Origin of the sequence: Citrobacter sp. RHB20-C16 (genome assembly GCF_013890155.1) — a bacterium.
GTDB lineage: Bacteria > Pseudomonadota > Gammaproteobacteria > Enterobacterales > Enterobacteriaceae > Citrobacter_A > Citrobacter_A amalonaticus.
Genome location: NZ_CP057630.1, coordinates 742,255 through 760,844 on the forward strand (window position 1 = coordinate 742,255; position 18,590 = coordinate 760,844).

Consider the following 18,590-nt stretch of genomic DNA (forward strand, 5'->3'; position numbering starts at 1 on the left):
GATATGCGGCCGGTTAATATAATCATGAAATTTTTAATCTAATGTTGTCGAAGTTATTTTTTAGCAATCTGTCAGCTAATAGCTCCAACACGCCAAGCATTTCAACTGTATTACCTTCATAGGCTCGGTGGCTTTTACCATATTTCAGCTCAACTCTTTACCTGAAATTCTCAAGTTCCATTCATATTCATTTTTGATTGAGTTCCAATGCCAGACATAGATCATACCGTGTAACCCCTCTTGGTAAAGAGAGCCAAGACGAACAACAAAAGATGCCTGAGCTGAAATAAATATATGTACTTCATCAGCTTTTTTATTCAATTCTGATATTATGAAACTTACTTCTTTAGTAATACTTTCCTGCTCTTCCTCAGAAGGAAGATTATCAAATTTGAATCCTGTATCAAGCTGGATATGTAGCGTATGATCGATAAGGTCTACTGGAAGGTCCGATGGTTGTATATTCATTGTAAATGAAATAGCGAGCCCTATCTTGTTGCTAGCATTCGGACCAACAACGGAACTATTCTCTGTTATCTCCCCTCTAAATTTCCTAAGTAACTTAGCACCGGTTGGAGGGGCATCTAGAAGATGAAAGCAATTTTTATTACGATCAAAATCGGATAGTCTTAGAGGCAAGTGACCGTCACGCATTGAGCTACCAATCATATACAAATAAGGAATACTCCCCAGAGCTGCAACATAGGCTACAGTGGCTTCAGAGTGTTGTGTTCTGTCCTTTATCATCCGTCTGATAAATGTAGATTCCTCTATTACATTGCTTTTATTCCTAGAATCAAATGCTTTTAAGTCTACGGGGAGTGTTTTGACTTTTTCTCTGGCCGAAAGCATTTTTTCTGCTGCATGTGGATCAATATTTTCAAACCCATACGCACGAATAAAGGCAATATCACGTTTCTGGACATCGCGAACAGCCAGGAATATGCAATACATTAGTACTAACAGTCCTAAAATGGATGCAAAGATCCCAATGTATAGAACAGCCTCAGAACATTTTTGATAGCTAATGGAGATGCCATCAAAAATATTGATATATTTTTTAAGTAATTGCTCTGAAAAATCTAAGTTCATACCCCACCCACCGGCTGAAGCTGCTATCCCTCCACTAAACAGACCGAATCCAATACGAGTGAGTATATCCTTGGGCCTGAAAACCAATTTCAGTATATATAAAAAAATTGTTTTATTCATAGTCATCCCTCAAAACTCATGCCGTAGAAGACTTTCACCTACAAAATAATAAATAGCCTTTTTCTCTGTGCCTATTATTATAAAGAAAAGTTGTTTATCTTGATTTCTCTCCTTACATTTTTTCCAGTCTCTGACATCAACATTTGAAGCATAAGGAATACCTTCGGGATGGGTGTGCCATGTACCGCGATAAACTAATTCCCCTCCGGAATCTTGATAATAGCGGTCAACTATACATTGGTGTTCGGGATCCATCAGAGTAAAACTCATTCTTGAGCAACGATCCCCTTGTTGTGGAACTGTTACATCGACGATTTTAAAATGTTCTGCCACAAGGTCTTTACTACCAATCAATACACCAAAAGCCTCTGGCATATTTTTATTTATTTGTCGATATCCAAACCAAATATCATCCACATTCTTTAAAATGTTGATTCTGAAATTCTCTGTTTCTATTTTGAGATGTTCTGAATTATCCATTGCATATATCACATTCAGGATTGTACAAGGGTAATACTTCCAAGGAGCGATTGAACGCGTGATACCTTTCGCTCAGTATAAAGCCATACTCAATCGCATCTTCGGAGCTGCCCTTCCAACTAACTCTCGATGAGATATTTACTCTATGACTGAGATATTTTACTGCCAGATCCACTGTAACAAGCGCTGTCATGGTTGATGATGTATAGGAGTAAGGAAGAAATGCATCTCCACATCCAGCATGATTTCTTGTTAAATCTTGGTTTGTGGCAAGAAAGTTAAGATTAGATGATAACCCGCGAGAAAAATTGTCGGAATCTACGTATGCACATCGTAAGCAACCAGGTGTTTCTGGTATATCAAGAACAGCATGCCCTCCAACTCCATAACCTTCTACCCATGTATTGATGACGGGAACTTTGATTTTTTCTTTAATCAGATAATCATGAAACATGCGTTCTTGTGTGGGGGACCCTATAGCAATAATGATAAGGTCGAATGAAGAAAGAGTATTGCGATCTCTTAGAGCAAGTAGTTTTGTCATGTCGCCTGTAATCTCTAACCAAGGATATTTACTGTTTAGACTTAACCATAATGCGACTGTTTTTGGACATGACACAAATGCTGGAGGCAGGATATGCCGATAAAGATTGTTGAGCGAGAGCGAATCAGGATCGCACAAATGGATGTGACCGACACCTGATGCAGCCAGCTTATCTGCAACTTCTCCGCCAACTGATCCGCAGCCTACGAGCATGATCTTCTTGCCTAGCAAGGACTGGTTAGCTCCGCTTCTTGGCATCAAACGCTCTTTATTGAATGTTAAAACAGGTAAGGCTTTTAGAACCCAATCCTCAATGTGACCAGCTTTAAAGGGAAGATGCTTTTTGCCCTGAACTGCATTTTTTAACGCAAAATGGATCCCAAACCATGTTTTTCCAGAAGGGGTCTGGGCATTAAAAATAAGCCAAAATTCGCGGGCTCGTTGCTGACCGAAGCGTTGTATCAGCGTGGTAAATAAATCCTGTGGCAAATCCTGTATCAATTCTAAGTACCACTGAGCCAATTCTTCCTTCTGCCAGGGGGAGGGCATAATTGTACCAAGTGGTATGACAAATCCATTTCCTTTAGTTTCTTCGCGCTCTTTCAAAATCTGGCTTAAAGGCGAAAAGAGGGCGTCAGGATTCCAGCCTTCTCTATAGCCTAAAAAATATGTATTAAGCCCAGCTTTGGCGTTTTTACGAGGCTTAAAAACAGAAAGAGACTCGGCCTCCCCCTCATCCGACAAGCAAAGAAATGGTGTCGTTTCCGGCTCAATGATACTTCCCCATCCCGCTTCAAACTCTCTCAACAGTTCCTGAGTATTCCAGTCCCGGTCCGTTAAGGCACGTGAGAGTAATGTAATATGTCGTTTAAGTGACTCCTCAAACGCCAGTTCAGGGCACTCGTAGTTAACTGAAACAGCATCTGGGACATTTACACATATAGTAGCAAAGCCGATCTCTTCATAAACTGTTGTATGCGCCAACCTTGGCAAAGCTGAAGGGTTTACAAGGAGAAATATGGGCAAACCGATAATTTCTTTGACAGGGTAATGGATTAATGTAACCGGAAAATCACCTATCTCCAGTTCAATTCTGAAAAATTCAATCTGGTCAGTTTCAGCAGGGTACGCGAATACCTTGTATCCGCGTTTGGCTAAGTAATCCGTGATGGCTGAATAGTTCATGCGCCCTGTGATGTCCCCACAGCTCCCGAGGAAGCATAGACTGTGTTGGTACCAACACTTGCCACTACGGATGCAGTAGATACCGCCGATGCAGTAGATGTCGAAGCATGCTCAGGAAAATCTTCGCCAAAAACCTTTCTAAGCAATTCACACTGCTTAGATTCGCTATTTTCATCCGCAACCTTGTCAAGAGTTTTTAGCAAAGCTGCAAGCTGGTTACGGAATTGAGTGCCAGTTGTGATGCTACTGTTATCGAAAATATCCCTTGTGTGACTTACAGGGATATCTACTTTAACTTTGTATTTCTCAGCCTCTACTAAGCTGAAATAACCACCATCATTCAAAATGTGATGAATAGTTGCGCGTAAGGCCGACAGATCATCTGGGAAACCTTCATCATTGATTGAAGCGACCAATGATTCTTTAACCATCACAGTGATGCCAATCGAATAAATTTTGCGACGAACATTTTCACTGAAAGTGAAATTTCTCCATCGTTTGAGGTATCGAACGATGCGACGATACTGGTCGTTCTTTTTAGAAGCATAAACAGCACTGTTATCGTACGCAGCCACCCAATCAATCAACTCACGTGGAGCTGAAGGAGACCATTGACGATTTTCTTCATCAGAGTGTGTTTTACCTACCGCGAGTTCGTACTGTCCATTTTCATATCGACGGTAAATAGGAATATCAATATGAAGATCTTCAGTCTTGTAATCAGCCGTAACACAAGGTTTTTTGATTTTGGCATTCTTGAAACCACGGGCTTCAAGTACTTCTAGGACCGCCTTTTTGGGTGTGATTGGGTTTTCTGGCGCTAGTGACGCTTCAATAACTATTGCGCGATCGATATCAAAATCTTGCCCATTCTCACGGATCCCTGTATCGGTTGCCATCGAACCCTGTATGAAATCATCGATGACTGGAAATCCATCCTCTTTGAAGCGAACTTTGATATCCTTGAGGATACTATCGTCCTTAAGGCGGGCATTATTGTATGCCACGTCCTTTATGCCTAGCAGTATCGCATCGTGAAATTTGAAGAATTTATTCTGAAGACTCATAAAAAACCCCGCAATTGTTGTGAGCACAATTTAATCTGGGGCCGCTTCGTTTGTTTTCAAGTTACATTCAAAAAAATAATCTCATTCTGATTGACAAAAAAATTGGTATGAAGATGTAACTATAAGCATGCACATGAAAGTGAACTACTTCGGCAATCATGGAGACAAAACTCTTTGAAGGAGAGCAAAACCAGATGTCTTAAAATGTTCGCTTTTCAACCATGATCAGCCAGAACTCTGTTCGTATGATAGCGGGCCGATTTTATACAGACATAATGTTTACACCTCGCAAGATGGGTTTTAGCAACATAATAAATTTAAGATATATATCATTCTCATGAATACATCCCATTAACGGCAGAACCTCACGGTTCTGCCGTTTTTGTTTTCTTTTTCAGAGGAACATTTATGAGTCATTCTGAAGGTCTTCAGCCCCTGCAGCACTCGCTTTCCAGCCTGCCACAATGGGTGTCTGAACGCATATTACAGCAGATAAATCAGTTAACCCATTACGAGCCAATGATCGGCATTATGGGTAAAACCGGGGCGGGAAAGAGTAGCCTTTGCAATGCCCTGTTTGCCGGTGAAGTATCTCCGGTCAGCGATGTGGCCGCCTGCACCCGTGAACCTTTGCGATTTCGTCTGCAAGTTGGTGAACGGTTTATGACCATCATGGACCTGCCCGGTGTGGGCGAAAACAGTGCCCGCGATACCGAATATGCTGTGCTGTATCGGGATCAGCTACCCCGGCTCGACCTGGTACTGTGGCTGATTAAAGCTGATGACCGTGCGCTGGCGGTGGATGAGTATTTTTACCGAAAGGTGATTGGTGAGGCATACCGACATAAGGTGCTGTTTGTTATCAGCCAGTCGGACAAGACCGAGCCCACAAGCGGTGGAGAAAGATTGTCCACAGAGCAAAAACAAAACATCAGCCGTAAAATCTGCCTGCTGCATGAGATTTTTCAGCCTGTGCATCCGGTGTGTGCCGTATCGGTCCGTCTGCAGTGGGGATTGCGGGTGATGGCTGAGAGGATGATTAAGTATCTGCCACGCGAGGCCAGTAGCCCGGTGGTAGCGCAACTGCAGCATCCCTTTCGCACAATGGTAGTTCAGGAACAGGCCCGAGCCGATTTCGGTGAAACCGTAGGTGCCATACTCGATACGGTAAGCACCTTTCACCTTGTTCCCGCCCCGGTGCGAACCATTATTCAGGCCGTGCGCTCCACTGTGGTGTCAGTGGCCCGCGCTGTCTGGGATTTCTTCTTCTGAGTGCTTAATTCTGCCCTGTTATTCTCCGAGCCCTGTCGCCAGTGCGGCAGGGCTTTCTCTATTTGTTTTACCTATATTGAGGAGTCTGCTTATGACCCGTCTGGCTTCGCGCTTTGGCGCTGCAAATCTTATCCGTCGTGACCGTCCGTTGACCCGTGAAGAGCTTTTTCGCGTGGTGCCCAGTGTATTCAGCGAGGACAAACACGAATCCCGCAGTGAACGTTATACCTATATTCCGACCATTTCCCTGCTGGACAGCCTGCAGCGGGAAGGCTTCCAGCCATTTTTTGCCTGTCAGACACGGGTACGTGACCCCCGTCGTCGTGAGCATACGAAGCATATGCTGCGCCTGCGTCGGGAGGGGCAAATTACCGGTAAACAGGTGCCGGAAATTATCCTGCTTAACTCTCACGATGGCACCAGTTCGTACCAGATGCTGCCGGGCCTGTTCAGGGCGGTGTGCCAGAACGGTCTGGTCTGCGGCGAGTCGTTTGGCGAGGTGCGGGTGCCACACAAGGGGGACGTGGTGAGTCAGGTTATTGAGGGGGCCTATGAGGTGCTGGGGATTTTTGAGCGTGTGGAAGAAAAGCGGGATGTCATGCAGTCGTTGCTTTTACCGCCACCTGCGCAGCAGGCGCTGGCAAAAGCCGCGCTAACGTATCGCTTTGGTGAGGACCACCAGCCGGTTACTGAATCGCAGATACTCTCCCCGCGCCGCTGGCAGGATGAGAGCAATGACCTGTGGACTACCTATCAGCGGATTCAGGAAAACCTGATTAAGGGCGGACTCAGCGGGCGTAATGTTAAAGGCGAACGAACGCATACTCGTGCCGTGCGTGGCATTGACGGGGACGTGAAGCTTAACCGTGCGCTTTGGGTGATGGCTGAAACACTGCTCACACAACTGCAGTAGACGTTTTATGTTGCCACATTGTTATTATCGGACACCACCTGTCCGAATTGCTACGTGCTCGTGTGCCTCAATCTCCCGGTAATAGCCTGTAACCCCCGTTACATCTGGCTTTTGCAGAAATAAAAAATAGTTTCTGCGTTGTCCATACCCTGTCCGCCCCCCTCTTTAAAGTAATCACATCATTTTCAGTCAGTTAACTTTCCTGGAGAACCTCCCATGACACAGGCAGAACGCCGCCATGACCGGCTGGCTGTCAGGCTGTCACTGATAATCAGCCGTCTGGTGGCGGGTGAAACGTTGAGTGTGCGCAAACTGGCTGCTGAGTTTGGCGTGTCAGTGCGCACGCTGCGGCGTGATTTTCGTGAGCGACTGATGTATCTGGACCTGGAGTATCAGTCCGGATACTGCCGCTTACGCACTGCTGGCAGCGAGATGCAGATGGTGCCCGACGTGCTTATCTTTGCCCACCGCAGCGGGCTGGCCGGACTTTTCCCCGGCCTTGACCGCCGTCTGGTGAACGCACTGCTGATGTGCGATGAGTCTCCCTGCGTGATAGCACCAGCTAGTCCGGTTCCTTCGCCTTCAGGAGCATTGTCTTTCTGGAGACTGATTCAGGCCATTACCGGGCGCAGGCGGGTGACGCTGATTGCGGAGGGGCGACGCTGTGAGCGCCTGGCTCCCTGCCGGTTACTCATCCACCAGCAGGCCTGGTATCTGGTGGCAGAGCACGACGGACATATCGCCGTATTCACCCTGGATGAAATCCATCTGGTTCAGCCCCTGCAGGAGACTTTCCGTCGCAACGACAGTCTGTGCAGTCTGGTTGAAGACCCGGTGTTTATTCAGGCCCTACCCCATTTTCGCTTTATCCAGCAGTCACTGCTTGCGTTTATTCCGGCCGACAGCCCACCGGAATAGTGCAGGTCTATCTCAACTCACCCACAGGGAGAGCCTATGCCATTCATTGCCATTATCGCCATTGTTGTCATCGTCATCATTCTGAACAAAACCGGGGTGTCCGACAGCCTCATAGCCCTGACGCTTGCCACCGTTGCCGCTCTGCTGACGGGCGGCGGTGCAGCCGGTGCGGCCAGTGTCGCACTGACGCCGTTCGTCGGTGTGCCGGTGGGTATTTTTGTGGGGATTTATGTCTTTGCCAAAGTGGTTCGTCTGATTTCAGGAAAAAAATAATGAAACGTAAAACACTACCTCTGCTGGGGCTGGTTGCCGCCACTCTGTTTCTGAGCGCCTGCGATGACAGGAGTGATGACCTGAAGGCCATCAGCAAATTCAAGGACCTCACGCCTCCGCGCTTCAGCGATGTTGTCAGCCGTCAGGATGATGTCAGCGAAGAATGGTCACAGGTTGGCTTCTCATCCGGTCTCACCCTGCAGGTCTTACGTACCCGCCAGTCGCCCGATGGCTGCGAGGGCGGTAGTTACTACTACCTCGTGGATATGCAGGAAAAAACCGTCCAGCCGCTGATGAATGCGCTTTGTATTGCCGACAATATCAAACTGGAATACCACGAGGTTACGGACCGGTATACGAAGGAAAAATACTTTGAGTACTCCCATGACGGAAAACTGATGGGTCGACTGCTGATACCCTCAAACCCTGAGAACCACGAATAAAAACAACGATAAAGGAGACAGAAATGACAATAGGTTCACTAAGCCGGTTTGTACTGGCATGTTCACTGTTTACCAGTTTTACAGCCTCTGCGGTTCCTGGACTCTGGCAGCAGGGCTATGGCCAGGGCAATACGGAATACAACGTGACGGATGCCAGTGGGAAAATGTTTACCATCAATTGCACGGGAAATCCGGACCAGAACGGTTTCTACCAGCATTCTGTTTTTCTGACCCAGACGGATAACAGGATGGTCAGTTCGCACGATGACGGCACCACGATCACCGTGGTAATGAATCACCAGCAGTACGTTATTCCGTCCAGACTAGGCTGGCGAAATGGGGATAACGCCTGGTATGACTTCATCAGCGATATCCGCAAAGCCCGACAGTTTGAGGTCTACGTCAATGACCGCAAAGCGGGCTCTTTCAGTGCTGACTCGGCTTTGTTGAATAAATCGAACTTTTGCTGAGTTGAAGGATCAGATCACGTATCTTCCCGACAACGCAGACCGTTCCGTGGCAAAGCAAAAGTTCAAAATCACCAACTGGCCCACCTACAATAAAGCCCTCATCAACCGTGGCTCCATAACTTTCTGGCTGGATGATGAAGCTATTCAGGCCTGGTATGAGTCAGCAACACCTTCTTCACGAGGCAGACCTCAGCGCTATTCTGACCTTGCCATCACGACTGTGCTGGTCATTAAACGCGTATTCAGGCTGACCCTGCGCGCTGCGCAGGGTTTTATTGATTCCATTTTTACACTGATGAATGTTCCGTTGCGCTGCCCGGATTACAGCTGTGTCAGTAGGCGGGCAAAGTCGGTTAATGTCAGTTTCAAAACGCCCACCCGGGGTGAAATCGCACACCTGGTAATTGATTCCACCGGGCTGAAGGTCTTCGGTGAAGGCGAGTGGAAAGTCAAAAAGCATGGCCAGGAACGCCGCCGTATCTGGCGTAAGCTGCATCTCGCCGTTGACAGTAAAACACATGAAATCATCTGCGCTGACCTGTCGCTGAACAATGTGACGGACTCAGAAGCCTTCCCGGGTCTTATCCGGCAGACTCACAGAAAAATCAGGGCAGCATCGGCAGACGGCGCTTACGACACCCGGCTCTGTCACGATGAACTGCGGCGTAAGAAAATCAGCGCGCTTATCCCACCCCGAAAAGGTGCGGGTTACTGGCCCGGTGAATATGCAGACCGTAACCGTGCAGTGGCTAATCAGCGAATGACCGGGAGTAATGCGCGGTGGAAATGGACAACAGATTACAACCGTCGCTCGATAGCGGAAACGGCGATGTACCGGGTAAAACAGCTGTTCGGGGGTTCACTGACGCTGCGTGACTACGATGGTCAGGTTGCGGAGGCTATGGCCCTGGTACGAGCGCTGAACAAAATGACGAAAGCAGGTATGCCTGAAAGCGTGCGTATTACCTGAAAACACAACCCGCTACGGGGGAGACTTACCCGAAATCTGATTTATTCAACAAAGCCCGTGGCGATTCAAAATAACCCTGTACACGATTCTGTGTAAATGCCTTTTCTCAGAAGTAACCGTCCAGGCGGTCACCGAACTCGATAATAAAGCGGCTCATTGCCATACGCCAGTCCCGCAGTGGCATCGTCCATTTCTGTGAGGCTGCCTGGATTGCCAGCCACACGACCTTTTTCACTGAGTCATCCGTCGGGAACACCTTGCGTTTTTTGATGGTATGCCGGATTACGCTGTTCAGCGACTCGATGGCGTTGGTTGTGTAGATGACTTTGCGGACATCTGCCGGGTAAGCGAAGAACGTTGATCCTACCCGCGATTAGTGGACACGCGACTAAGTGAGTAAACTCTCAGACAGAGGTGACTCATATGACTAAATCAGCAATCGTAACTAAGAAGCCACGAAAACAGTATTCGCCTGAATACCGCAGCGAAGCCCTGAAGCTTGCTGAGCGAATCGGCGTTGCTGCGGCTGCCCGCGAACTCTCCCTTTATGAGTCTCAGCTTTATGCCTGGCGCAGCAAAATTCAGCAGCAGAGAACGTCCTCCGAACGGGAGAATGAGCTGGCTGCTGAAAATGCGCGCCTGAAGCGCCAGCTGGCGGAACAGGCCGAGGAGTTGACTATCCTCCAAAAGGCGGTAATGCTGCCAACTTACTGATTTAGTGTATGATGGTGATTTTAAGGTGCTTGCGTGGCTTCCATTTCCATCAGATGTCCTTCCTGCTCCGCTACTGAAGGCGTGGTGCGTAACGGCAAAAGCACTGCCGGACATCAGCGCTATCTCTGCTCTCATTGCCGTAAAACATGGCAACTACAGTTCACTTACACCGCCTCTCAGCCCGGTACGCACCAGAAAATCATTGATATGGCCATGAATGGCGTCGGATGTCGCGCCAGTGCACGCATTATGGGCGTTGGCCTCAACACGGTTTTACGTCACTTAAAAAACTCAGGCCGTAGTCGGTAACCTCGCGCATACAACCGGGCAGTGATGTGATTGTCTGCGCTGAAATGGACGAACAGTGGGGCTACGTCGGTGCTAAATCACGTCAGCGCTGGCTGTTTTACGCGTATGACAGGATACGGAGGACGGTTGTGGCGCACGTCTTCGGTGAACGCACTCTGGCCACACTGGAGCGTCTTCTGAGCCTGCTGTCGGCCTTTGAGGTCGTGGTATGGATGACGGATGGCTGGCCGCTGTATGAATCACGCCTGAAGGGAAAGCTGCACGTTATCAGCAAGCGTTACACTCAGCGCATTGAGCGACATAACCTGAATCTGAGACAACATCTGGCAAGGCTGGGACGGAAGTCACTGTCGTTCTCAAAATCGGTGGAGCTGCATGACAAGGTCATCGGGCATTATCTGAACATAAAACACTATCAGTAAGTTGGAGTCATTACCAACTAAATTGGCATGAGCCGTCTGGCATAATGTTTATCACGAGTCTGCAGGACTTCTCTGATCATAAGTTGTCGTTCTTCATCGGGAATTGCTGCTATGATCGTCATCGCTCAGTCCGGTTGGTGATTTGTGATTTTTGGCGATTGATCAGATCGCGCAATCCGGGCTGAGTTCCCTCGAGTGATCTACTATTATGCGAAATTATTTAGTATTTCTTTACATGCGATGAGCTCAGCAAGATCGGGCGCGAGCAGACCTTTAGGAGGAGCTATCCTAGGGTCCAAACCCAATCATCCTATTGAAAACTGGTCGATGCAGTGATTCAATAGCTTCCAGCAGAGGAGGCTTGGCAATGTCGCATTCGTTATTTTGGTTATCCAATGAAGCTTGGGCTGCGATTGAGCCGCCCCTGCCTAAGAACCAGCCTGGCGCCCGGAAAGTTGACGACCGGCGGGTGATCTCCGGCATCGTCCACATGCTTAAGTGCGGGGGCCGCTGGTCGCACTGCCCTGTCGAATACGGCCCGGCCACGATAGCCTACAACCACTGGAATATATGGAGCCGCTGAGGCATCTGGACCGATATTCTGGCGGCACTTACCGAGGAGGGCTTGATTGCGGAGACCGGCCAGATCGACAGCGGCTATATAAAGGCGCAAAGGACTTTCGCCGGATAGCCACCCGCTACGATAAGTTCGCGCGCAACTTTCTTTCAGCCGTGAGCCTTACGACGGTCGTCGCCTTCTGGCTTTGAAAACGTATACTTCTTATTCAACCGAGGAGAGAGCCATGGCCGTCAAACGGATTATCGCCAATATCGCTACGCCCCATCCTGAAGCCGCTCGGACATTCTATTGTGACATATTGGGCCTCGAAGCCGTCATGGATCATGGCTGGATCATTACGTTTGCTGCGCCCGCTATAGATAGCAGTCCTCAGGTCAGCATTGCCAGCGAAGGAGGTTCTGGAACGGCTGTTCCCGATCTATCGGTCGAAGTCGATAACCTCGAAGAAGTCCAGCAGCGCGCCGAAAAAGCCGGAATGAAAGTCGAGTATGGTCCGACCGACGAACCTTGGGGAGTCAGGCGCTTCTATGTCCGCGACCCGTTCGGACGCCTTATCAACGTCCTCAGCCACTCATAGGTCATATAGCTTCCTCGATTGAGTCTGAACCCTAGCGCTCTTGAAGCGCTAGTCGAACCCCTAGAGCACAGTATACGCAGCAGACCACTTTACCCTGCCATTTAGTCACCGACGGGTTTCGGCGCAGGAAATTGCCCAGCCCGCTAGCGCCCACTGCGAATACGATTGTGCTGACGAAGCCTAGGCCAACAAAGATGATCCCTAGAATGATGAGTTGAAGCGTTATCGACCCGTTCTCTGGCCGAACGAATTGCGGGAGGAATGCAAGAAAGAACAATGCTGTCTTGGGATTAAGGACTTCCGCCAAAATGGCCTGTCTGAAAGCCTGACCAGCGGAAATCGGCAGCGCTCTGGCCGACGGATTGACTGAGGTTTTTTCCCGAAGCGCGCGTATACCGAGATAAATGAGATAAGCAGCGCCGATATATTTGACGATACTGAAGAGCATGGCAGAGGCGGCTATAACTGCCGAGATACCGACCACGGCCATGAGCGTGTGCACCAGGTCGCCAGCGGCAATCCCGGCTCCGGTGGTTATCCCGACCTTCGTTCCAGAAGTTGTAGCCCGCGCCACGGTGAGCAGCGTGGCTGGCCCCGGAATAAAGACAAAGCCTAGAACAACTGCGCAGTACGTAACCATTGTCGTCATGTCAATCATGTTATTTTCTCCGGAAGAATAATATCAAAGAGGTCAGGCATGCAGCTATCGGCTAATCAGCAGGGCAATGACTGCGGCACACAACGCTAGCAATGTCGCAAAGTCTAGAGGTACGCGCGAATGCTCAGCCGCCCCCATCTCTTTGCATTCTCCTGCATAGCCGGCGTGATTAGGTTCGCTCGTTCGGACTCGAGTGCGCGGGGGGATGAAACGATACCTGACAAGGCACGCGTAAGGAGATGGCTGGCCGTTGCAATGAAAAGGCATAGGCATCCAGAAGAGCTTCTGGTTGAGCCCACCCTGTGCCGGCTGGATCAAGTGAATATTCGCAGGCCATATCCGATCTACCAACAGGCTCTCGTACAACGCGCCGCCTAGGCTCATGGCGGCAAGAGCAAGCGCGGTAAAGGCTGCGAAGGAAGCGAGCACGCCATGCATTGCGTATGCCTCCCACTATGATATAGTAGCAATCAATTATCTTGATTAGCAAGGGAAATTAATGGCGGAGTCAGATCAGCGGCGGGCGGACCAGATGACTAGTTTACAAAGTACCTTGATCAGCCTGGCGGTCGCCGACGCAGTTGGCCTAACTCCTACGGCCCTTGAGTGTTTGGATCTGATTCAATTACGCGGTTGTGCCGCCGCAGGTGACCTGGCGCAGCATACTGGATTGACGACCTGAGCCGTAACGAGCCTGATCGATCGGTTAGAGCGGGGCGGTTACGTTACTCGTGAGCGTGATCCGCAAGATCGTCGACGTGTCTACGTCCGGCTGCGGGCCGAGGATATAGGCGAGCTCGCAGCGATCTATCACCTTCTCCAAGCGGCGACGGAACGTCTGCTCGATCGGTACTCGGCGGCATAATTGAACCTGCTCATAGATTTTACAGAACGCAGCGCAGAGATCGCGAGCGATTTCGTTAGAAGTCTTAGAAACCTGGAAACTCAAAACGACAGCGCTGATAAGCGGTAAAAGGGGGGGTATAGATGTCGAAAACTGATGAGTTATCAGAATTACTAATTCATCAAGCGAAGCTGCAGGCCAAAGCGGACGCAATAGTAGACGCCCTTGGGTTAGATAGTTTGCTGGCAGATATCGGAAGTCCGACGCGCGTCGGAAGTTCCGCACTGGGTCTAATGGTTCACCGCGATATCGACATCACCGTTATATGCAAAAAGCTGAAAGAGGAGACGCACCGCGCGGTAGTTGAACTTGGCGGGAAGCTGGCCATGCATGCTTCTATTGGCTCTGTGCGTTTCCGTAATGATACAGGCATCTGGAACAGAGCAGTCGAAGAATATCCTGATGGCTTGTATCTGGGGGTAACCTATCGTGACGAGTCTGACCAAGACTGGACCTTTGACATCTGGTTTGTCGACGAGCCGGAGAGGCAGCCTGATCTCAAACATCTTCGCACAATTCCGCCAATGCTGACCACTTCCGCTCGTCAGTCGATTTTGGCCCTCAAAACCGCGCTTGCGAATGGCTCTTTCGCAGCTGGACGTCCGTCCAGCTTTAAGATCTACGAAGCTGTACTTGAACACGGCGTAACAAGCCTCTCCGAGTTTGGAGATTGGCTTAACGATATGCATCGATCAGAGTCTTAGCTGCTTTTCCCAATTGCCGAGGAGGCAGTACTGCCATTACAATATCAATTACGAATCGGCTATCGATGCCCTATTGCCACGAGGGAAGTGTGAGTTCCAGAGTCTTTTGACCACGGCGAACTTGGCTGCATGGCGCATATATGCTTTAAAGGTTGAACGTTGATGAGCGTCGAAGAAGACAAGGAAACTATGGACTATCAGGAAGCGCTGGATTGTGCTCGTGGGCTCATTCATGCCCACCCCCGTATCGTCTTCATGATGTGCGGGCTGGCAGGTTCAGGGAAGACTACTTTTGCCCAAGCGCTTGAGAAGATGGGCTGCCAGCGATTATCCATAGATGAGGAGATTTGGCGCGCTAATGGTCGATTTGGCGTGGACTATTCGGAGCATGACTATCCGAGCCTACAAGCGTCAGCAGAGAAGCGCCTGCGCCGGCAGCTTGTCGAAATGTTGGAGAAAGGAACCAAGGCGGTAATCGACTTTAGCTTCTGGAACGCCGAAGCACGGGCCGATTACCGTGAGCTTTTGCGACGCAACGGTCATCACTGCCAACTTGTGTATATGAACGTTCCAGAGAAAGTCTTGCGTGAACGCTTAATCAAACGTGCCTCTCGTCACGATGCTAATGCTGCCTTTCCAATTACAGAGGAACGTTTGCAGCGCTACATCCGGGGGTTTGAACCACCATCTGACAAAGAAGCGTGGATAGTCCAATAGAAGACAGCGCTTATAAGCCATGCTCATGGAAAAATCTCGGGGTAGTCGGAGAAGTGAAAGAAATTGGAAAAGTAGGACGCCTTCGTCGATATCCGTTGAAATCAGCCCTTGGTGAAGAGCTTCAGCACGCGGTGCTGACAAAGACAGGTATATATGGCGACCGGGCATTTGCCGTGTTGGATAGGGAAAGCGGGAAAATCGCCAGTGCGAAAAGGCCAAAGCTCTGGCGTTCCCTTTTATCGCTCACGGCTCAGCTTTTGGAAGACACTCGCACATTGGCAATCTCCCTACCCGATGGCCACACTATTCATTCGAACTCGGCGGATATTGACTCAGCTCTGTCCCAACTCCTTGGACGCCCCGTTTCTCTGGTATCCGAGCGCCGGCCCGGAATGCAGTTTGAACGCTCACGACCGGAAGAAGTGCTGGCTCACGGCCTTGATGCCGATGTTGGCATGGACGTGGGGGAAATCGGCGCAGCCGCCCCGGAAGGAGGTTTTTATGACTTTGCACCCGTGCATCTCGTCACTATCGCTTCCTTGGAAGAAATTTCGCGCAAGGCTGACCTCGATGGGCTGGAGGCAGAAAGATATCGGCCCAACATTGTGATCGAGAGTTCCGACACCACTCCCTTCGTTGAAAATAGTTGGAAAGGTCAGAAATTGCAGATCGGCAGCGCGGTACTGGAAATCATGGTACCCACGCCAAGATGTGCTGTGCCGACTTTGGCTCACGGCCTCGGACTTGCGCCAAAACCAGATGTATTACGAGCAATCCATGCGAACAATCGCGTGGACATACCTGATGCCGGGACGTTTTCATGCCTTGGCGTCTACGCGAAGATTCTTCACACTGGGGAAATAGGGCCGGGAGATTCAGTGCTTTTCGTAGATGACTGATCCGGGTGGGCGAGCATTAGCCATCTGCGTCACAGAAGCCTCCATCGTTGGAACAGCTGCTCCAATGGTCAGTCGTGGCGTCAGCTAACCGGCTCTAAAACCGAGTAGGCGCCGCTCTATAGTAGAAGCCCGTCCAGCTTTCAAGTTTATGAAGCTGTACTCGAATACGGCGTAACCAGCCTGTCTGAGTTTGAAGACCGGCTGAAAGGGCCTCGTCAACCAGAGTTCTAGGTCTTCGCGACCAAGAACTCTTCCGCGCACGATAATTGCAAGCCATCCTTCCGGTTCGTGAAGTAGCGTTGTGCAAGTGCGCTCGGAGGGACATGCCGAACATCCTGAAAGCCGGCACCCCGAGCCATGGCCATTATCTCTTCAGGCGCGAATAAGCTAATGAATGGTGTTCCGCTTGCGCGTGCACCCTCAAGCGCCTGCCCAAGCTGTAGCCGAACATCAGGCGGCATGAGATAGAGCGGCAACATGAACGTCATGGCGAGTGTCGATCCTGGCGCAAGCGCCGCGACCTGACGGAAAGTTGCCAGAGTTGCTTCTTTGGTCAGGTACATGCTGACGCCGGTGGAAGCTATGATGGCCGACTGCTTCGCATCGAAGCCCGCCTCCGCAAGTGCCTGCCAGACAGAGCCTCCTGCTTCGAAATCAACCGGGACAAAGCGCAACCATTCAGGAATGCCATAGCCAAGCGCGGTCAGCCTTTGGCGTTTCCATTCCTGGGGCGCCGGCTGATCGACTTCAAAGATGCGCATCCGACACGCAACGTCTGTCCTGCGTTGGGCGAAGGTGTCAAGACCGGCACCTAAAATGACATACTGCGCAACGCCGCGATCGGCTTGTTCAATGACCAGATCTTCGACAAACCTCGCTCTGGCAACCATCGACGCACGGAAGGTCTTAGTAAAATCGGGATCCATGTCGGGACGACGCCGCCACTCCGCGCCGGGTGCCAGAAGTCGAAGCCCAACCCTGTCCTCAAAGACGTAAGGCGCTGCATCGATCTGGACGTGCAGGGCACGCCACAGTGCGGTACGTTCTGCCGTGCTCTCCGGTGCCAAGTTCGCCTTGCGTTGCATCATGTTGATGCGCCGGCTTTTGACTGTGCCGGGGCTTCCAGGCTCCAGATCCGCCCATCCGGATCGCGGACAGTCATTTCCCGCGTACCCCAATGGGTATCTGCGAACGGCGAAACGACTTCAACCGGGGGGGCAAGGTCAAGGGTTTCGCCATCTCGAATCTTTAGCACCATTTGGATTGCAGGCTGCTCGTTCTCTGGCACTTCGGCGATGAAAAGATACGGGCCCGCCTCGTTGCGCAATTGTCCAGAATTATGATCGGTTTCAAAGTCAAGCTCATATCCCAAGGACTGAAAGAACTTTACGGACTTTCCCCAGTTATGGGTCGTCAGGAAGATTGCTTTCACACCTTTAGTCTTCATTGCTCATCTCCTTTTCTACGTCTGTTTTGGCTGCGCGAAAGAATGTCCCTCTTATTGGTCTTCTCGTCCAGATACGCGCGTAGCGCATCGGCAACGAGCGCCGAGAGTGACATTTCGGCTTCAATCGCATGATGTTTAATCTCTCGGATCAGGCTTACCGGGAGGTAAACGTTGAACTGCTTGACATCTTTGCTAGTCATAGAAGCTAGTATGCTAGCAAACTATAATAAAAACAACCCTGCTGGTGAGTGTGTGCCATGTCCGATGTTGAACAGCCCGAATTAGCTTATCGCCAGATTCTGGCCCTTACAGCGGCAATGTTTCTCTAGTATCTTACTGTTGCAATGTCGCTGCCGGCGGTGCCGGTCCAAGTTGTGGACGGCCAGGGACTGGATAACACCTGTGGGGGGCTAGCTATCAGGATTTTCTTTGTATCGACGATCCCAACGCGTAGCTGATGATCGACTCGGAGGCTAACATTGTACGCAGCGGGGCCTGCTCTTTTATGCTGCGGCCGGGCTGATCTGCTTCACCGCGAGTTGGCCTCAACTTCTCATGGGCGGCAGCTACACGGTGCTGATCGTTGGTCGCCTTCTGTTTGGTACCGGCGAGAACGTTGCTAACGTGGTCATGATAAGCTAGGCCATTAGGGTGATGGGGCAGGCGAGAACTGGCTGGTCATGTCACTCAAGTACGGTGCCTACGCAGTCGGTGGTCCATTGGAACTTGTGCTTCTGAATAGGCTTCGCTTGGCTGATGGTTGCCTGCACGGTGCTGCCAATCGTCGGGTTAGCTGCCTCTATCGGCTGCCAGCGGTGGCACCATATGCGGGTTACCGGGAGTCCTTCTGGCGGATAATCGGTCGCATTTGGCGTCCGGGTACGGCTCTAGGTCTTCAGAGCATTGGATTTG

General features: G+C 50.2%; 18 protein-coding genes and 5 pseudogenes. 14 read left to right on the top strand and 9 right to left on the bottom strand.

The genetic code is table 11. From position 1 onward, the window contains the following. Nucleotides 1-144 precede the first annotated feature (144 nt). From HVX64_RS03670 to HVX64_RS03685, 4 genes are read right to left on the bottom strand one after another with little or no spacing between them, the layout of a single operon-like run. Complete coding sequence (locus tag HVX64_RS03670; protein WP_181825279.1) at nucleotides 145-1,218, bottom strand: SAVED domain-containing protein; 1,074 nt, start codon at nucleotides 1,216-1,218, stop codon at nucleotides 145-147. 3 nt (nucleotides 1,219-1,221) lie between these two features. Further along, on the bottom strand, nucleotides 1,222-1,692 hold the full coding sequence (locus HVX64_RS03675; protein WP_181825280.1) for a Mov34/MPN/PAD-1 family protein: 471 nt from the start codon (nucleotides 1,690-1,692) through the stop codon (nucleotides 1,222-1,224). Beyond that, nucleotides 1,685-3,421 carry a ThiF family adenylyltransferase gene (locus tag HVX64_RS03680; protein ID WP_181825281.1) on the bottom strand — a complete coding sequence of 579 codons (1,737 nt, stop codon included), beginning with the start codon at nucleotides 3,419-3,421 and terminating at the stop codon, nucleotides 1,685-1,687. The genes HVX64_RS03675 and HVX64_RS03680 overlap by 8 nt, the downstream gene beginning before the upstream one ends. Beyond that, entirely contained in the window at nucleotides 3,418-4,488 is a 1,071-nt protein-coding gene (locus tag HVX64_RS03685; RefSeq protein WP_181825282.1) for a nucleotidyltransferase, read from the bottom strand. Before HVX64_RS03685 ends, HVX64_RS03680 begins: the two co-directional genes overlap by 4 nt. A gap of 408 nt (nucleotides 4,489-4,896) precedes the next feature. Between HVX64_RS03685 and HVX64_RS03690 the strand changes: the two genes are divergently transcribed. From HVX64_RS03690 to HVX64_RS03720, 7 genes are all read left to right on the top strand, one after another. Next, nucleotides 4,897-5,760: a GTPase family protein gene (locus HVX64_RS03690; protein ID WP_181825283.1), complete on the top strand. Its 864-nt coding sequence runs from the start codon at nucleotides 4,897-4,899 to the stop codon at nucleotides 5,758-5,760. 91 nt (nucleotides 5,761-5,851) lie between these two features. Continuing rightward, nucleotides 5,852-6,673, top strand: a complete 822-nt coding sequence (locus tag HVX64_RS03695; protein ID WP_130954727.1) for a DUF932 domain-containing protein — start codon at nucleotides 5,852-5,854, stop codon at nucleotides 6,671-6,673. A 216-nt stretch (nucleotides 6,674-6,889) separates the two neighbouring features. Then, nucleotides 6,890-7,591, top strand: coding sequence for a WYL domain-containing protein (locus HVX64_RS03700; RefSeq protein WP_134769024.1), 702 nt, complete (start codon nucleotides 6,890-6,892; stop codon nucleotides 7,589-7,591). Nucleotides 7,592-7,627: 36 nt separating this feature from the next. Next, the gene (gene ypjK / locus HVX64_RS03705) at nucleotides 7,628-7,864 is read left to right on the top strand and encodes a protein YpjK (protein ID WP_134769025.1); all 237 of its coding nucleotides are present in this window, start codon (nucleotides 7,628-7,630) and stop codon (nucleotides 7,862-7,864) included. Continuing rightward, nucleotides 7,864-8,307 carry a YfjS/YafY family lipoprotein gene (locus HVX64_RS03710; RefSeq protein WP_105547579.1) on the top strand — a complete coding sequence of 148 codons (444 nt, stop codon included), beginning with the start codon at nucleotides 7,864-7,866 and terminating at the stop codon, nucleotides 8,305-8,307. Before ypjK ends, HVX64_RS03710 begins: the two co-directional genes overlap by 1 nt. Nucleotides 8,308-8,330: 23 nt before the next feature. Next, nucleotides 8,331-8,777: a hypothetical protein gene (locus HVX64_RS03715; protein ID WP_181825284.1), complete on the top strand. Its 447-nt coding sequence runs from the start codon at nucleotides 8,331-8,333 to the stop codon at nucleotides 8,775-8,777. A 46-nt stretch (nucleotides 8,778-8,823) separates the two neighbouring features. Further along, nucleotides 8,824-9,747, top strand: coding sequence for an IS5-like element IS903B family transposase (locus HVX64_RS03720; protein ID WP_346010953.1), 924 nt, complete (start codon nucleotides 8,824-8,826; stop codon nucleotides 9,745-9,747). Nucleotides 9,748-9,853: 106 nt separating this feature from the next. Here HVX64_RS03720 and HVX64_RS03725 read toward each other — a convergent pair. Next, nucleotides 9,854-10,108 (bottom strand): annotated as a pseudogene (locus HVX64_RS03725) (transposase); the annotation flags it as partial. Between the two features lie 62 nt (nucleotides 10,109-10,170). Between HVX64_RS03725 and HVX64_RS03730 the strand changes: the two are divergent. Then, a pseudogene (locus HVX64_RS03730) lies at nucleotides 10,171-10,437 on the top strand (transposase); the annotation flags it as partial. Nucleotides 10,438-10,494: 57 nt separating this feature from the next. Next, nucleotides 10,495-11,192, top strand: a pseudogene (locus tag HVX64_RS03735) (IS1 family transposase). Nucleotides 11,193-11,212: 20 nt separating this feature from the next. Here HVX64_RS03735 and HVX64_RS24055 read toward each other — a convergent pair. Then, nucleotides 11,213-11,314: pseudogene (locus HVX64_RS24055) on the bottom strand (IS630 family transposase); the annotation flags it as partial. A gap of 245 nt (nucleotides 11,315-11,559) precedes the next feature. Between HVX64_RS24055 and HVX64_RS03740 the strand changes: the two are divergent. Both HVX64_RS03740 and HVX64_RS03745 read left to right on the top strand, forming a co-directional pair. Further along, nucleotides 11,560-11,960 (top strand): annotated as a pseudogene (locus HVX64_RS03740) (transposase). Between the two features lie 35 nt (nucleotides 11,961-11,995). Then, nucleotides 11,996-12,349 (top strand): VOC family protein, encoded by a 354-nt coding sequence (locus HVX64_RS03745; protein WP_064175111.1) that lies wholly within the window; start codon nucleotides 11,996-11,998, stop codon nucleotides 12,347-12,349. A gap of 31 nt (nucleotides 12,350-12,380) precedes the next feature. On the opposite strand, the gene HVX64_RS03750 is transcribed toward HVX64_RS03745, so the two are convergent. Continuing rightward, nucleotides 12,381-13,007: a LysE family translocator gene (locus HVX64_RS03750; RefSeq protein WP_064188136.1), complete on the bottom strand. Its 627-nt coding sequence runs from the start codon at nucleotides 13,005-13,007 to the stop codon at nucleotides 12,381-12,383. Between the two features lie 987 nt (nucleotides 13,008-13,994). Between HVX64_RS03750 and HVX64_RS03760 the strand changes: the two genes are divergently transcribed. The 3 genes from HVX64_RS03760 (at nucleotide 13,995) to HVX64_RS03770 (ending at nucleotide 16,231) form a co-directional block, all read left to right on the top strand. Continuing rightward, nucleotides 13,995-14,615: a hypothetical protein gene (locus HVX64_RS03760; protein WP_117064107.1), complete on the top strand. Its 621-nt coding sequence runs from the start codon at nucleotides 13,995-13,997 to the stop codon at nucleotides 14,613-14,615. A 162-nt stretch (nucleotides 14,616-14,777) separates the two neighbouring features. After that, a complete protein-coding gene (locus HVX64_RS03765; protein ID WP_220186614.1) occupies nucleotides 14,778-15,332 on the top strand; it encodes an ATP-binding protein in 555 nt (184 codons plus the stop codon). A gap of 53 nt (nucleotides 15,333-15,385) precedes the next feature. After that, complete coding sequence (locus HVX64_RS03770; RefSeq protein ID WP_220186615.1) at nucleotides 15,386-16,231, top strand: MOSC N-terminal beta barrel domain-containing protein; 846 nt, start codon at nucleotides 15,386-15,388, stop codon at nucleotides 16,229-16,231. Nucleotides 16,232-16,458: 227 nt separating this feature from the next. On the opposite strand, the gene HVX64_RS03775 is transcribed toward HVX64_RS03770, so the two are convergent. Both HVX64_RS03775 and HVX64_RS03780 read right to left on the bottom strand, forming a co-directional pair. Next, nucleotides 16,459-17,319, bottom strand: coding sequence for a class I SAM-dependent methyltransferase (locus tag HVX64_RS03775; protein WP_220186616.1), 861 nt, complete (start codon nucleotides 17,317-17,319; stop codon nucleotides 16,459-16,461). Then, nucleotides 17,316-17,678, bottom strand: a complete 363-nt coding sequence (locus HVX64_RS03780) for a VOC family protein (RefSeq protein WP_117064106.1) — start codon at nucleotides 17,676-17,678, stop codon at nucleotides 17,316-17,318. The genes HVX64_RS03775 and HVX64_RS03780 overlap by 4 nt, the downstream gene beginning before the upstream one ends. Nucleotides 17,679-18,590: the final 912 nt, after the last annotated feature.

Bases quoted from the DNA above. Each gene is read 5' to 3' on its own strand.
- HVX64_RS03760 (WP_117064107.1), top strand. From the start codon at position 13,995: ATGTCGAAAACTGATGAGTTATCAGAATTACTAATTCATCAAGCGAAG.
- HVX64_RS03780 (WP_117064106.1), bottom strand. From the start codon at position 17,678: ATGAAGACTAAAGGTGTGAAAGCAATCTTCCTGACGACCCATAACTGG.
- HVX64_RS03715 (WP_181825284.1), top strand. From the start codon at position 8,331: ATGACAATAGGTTCACTAAGCCGGTTTGTACTGGCATGTTCACTGTTT.
- HVX64_RS03675 (WP_181825280.1), bottom strand. From the start codon at position 1,692: ATGGATAATTCAGAACATCTCAAAATAGAAACAGAGAATTTCAGAATC.
- HVX64_RS03710 (WP_105547579.1), top strand. From the start codon at position 7,864: ATGAAACGTAAAACACTACCTCTGCTGGGGCTGGTTGCCGCCACTCTG.
- HVX64_RS03690 (WP_181825283.1), top strand. From the start codon at position 4,897: ATGAGTCATTCTGAAGGTCTTCAGCCCCTGCAGCACTCGCTTTCCAGC.
- HVX64_RS03775 (WP_220186616.1), bottom strand. From the start codon at position 17,319: ATGATGCAACGCAAGGCGAACTTGGCACCGGAGAGCACGGCAGAACGT.
- HVX64_RS03745 (WP_064175111.1), top strand. From the start codon at position 11,996: ATGGCCGTCAAACGGATTATCGCCAATATCGCTACGCCCCATCCTGAA.
- HVX64_RS03680 (WP_181825281.1), bottom strand. From the start codon at position 3,421: ATGAACTATTCAGCCATCACGGATTACTTAGCCAAACGCGGATACAAG.
- HVX64_RS03685 (WP_181825282.1), bottom strand. From the start codon at position 4,488: ATGAGTCTTCAGAATAAATTCTTCAAATTTCACGATGCGATACTGCTA.
- HVX64_RS03750 (WP_064188136.1), bottom strand. From the start codon at position 13,007: ATGATTGACATGACGACAATGGTTACGTACTGCGCAGTTGTTCTAGGC.
- HVX64_RS03700 (WP_134769024.1), top strand. From the start codon at position 6,890: ATGACACAGGCAGAACGCCGCCATGACCGGCTGGCTGTCAGGCTGTCA.
- HVX64_RS03765 (WP_220186614.1), top strand. From the start codon at position 14,778: ATGAGCGTCGAAGAAGACAAGGAAACTATGGACTATCAGGAAGCGCTG.
- HVX64_RS03695 (WP_130954727.1), top strand. From the start codon at position 5,852: ATGACCCGTCTGGCTTCGCGCTTTGGCGCTGCAAATCTTATCCGTCGT.
- HVX64_RS03670 (WP_181825279.1), bottom strand. From the start codon at position 1,218: ATGACTATGAATAAAACAATTTTTTTATATATACTGAAATTGGTTTTC.
- ypjK (WP_134769025.1), top strand. From the start codon at position 7,628: ATGCCATTCATTGCCATTATCGCCATTGTTGTCATCGTCATCATTCTG.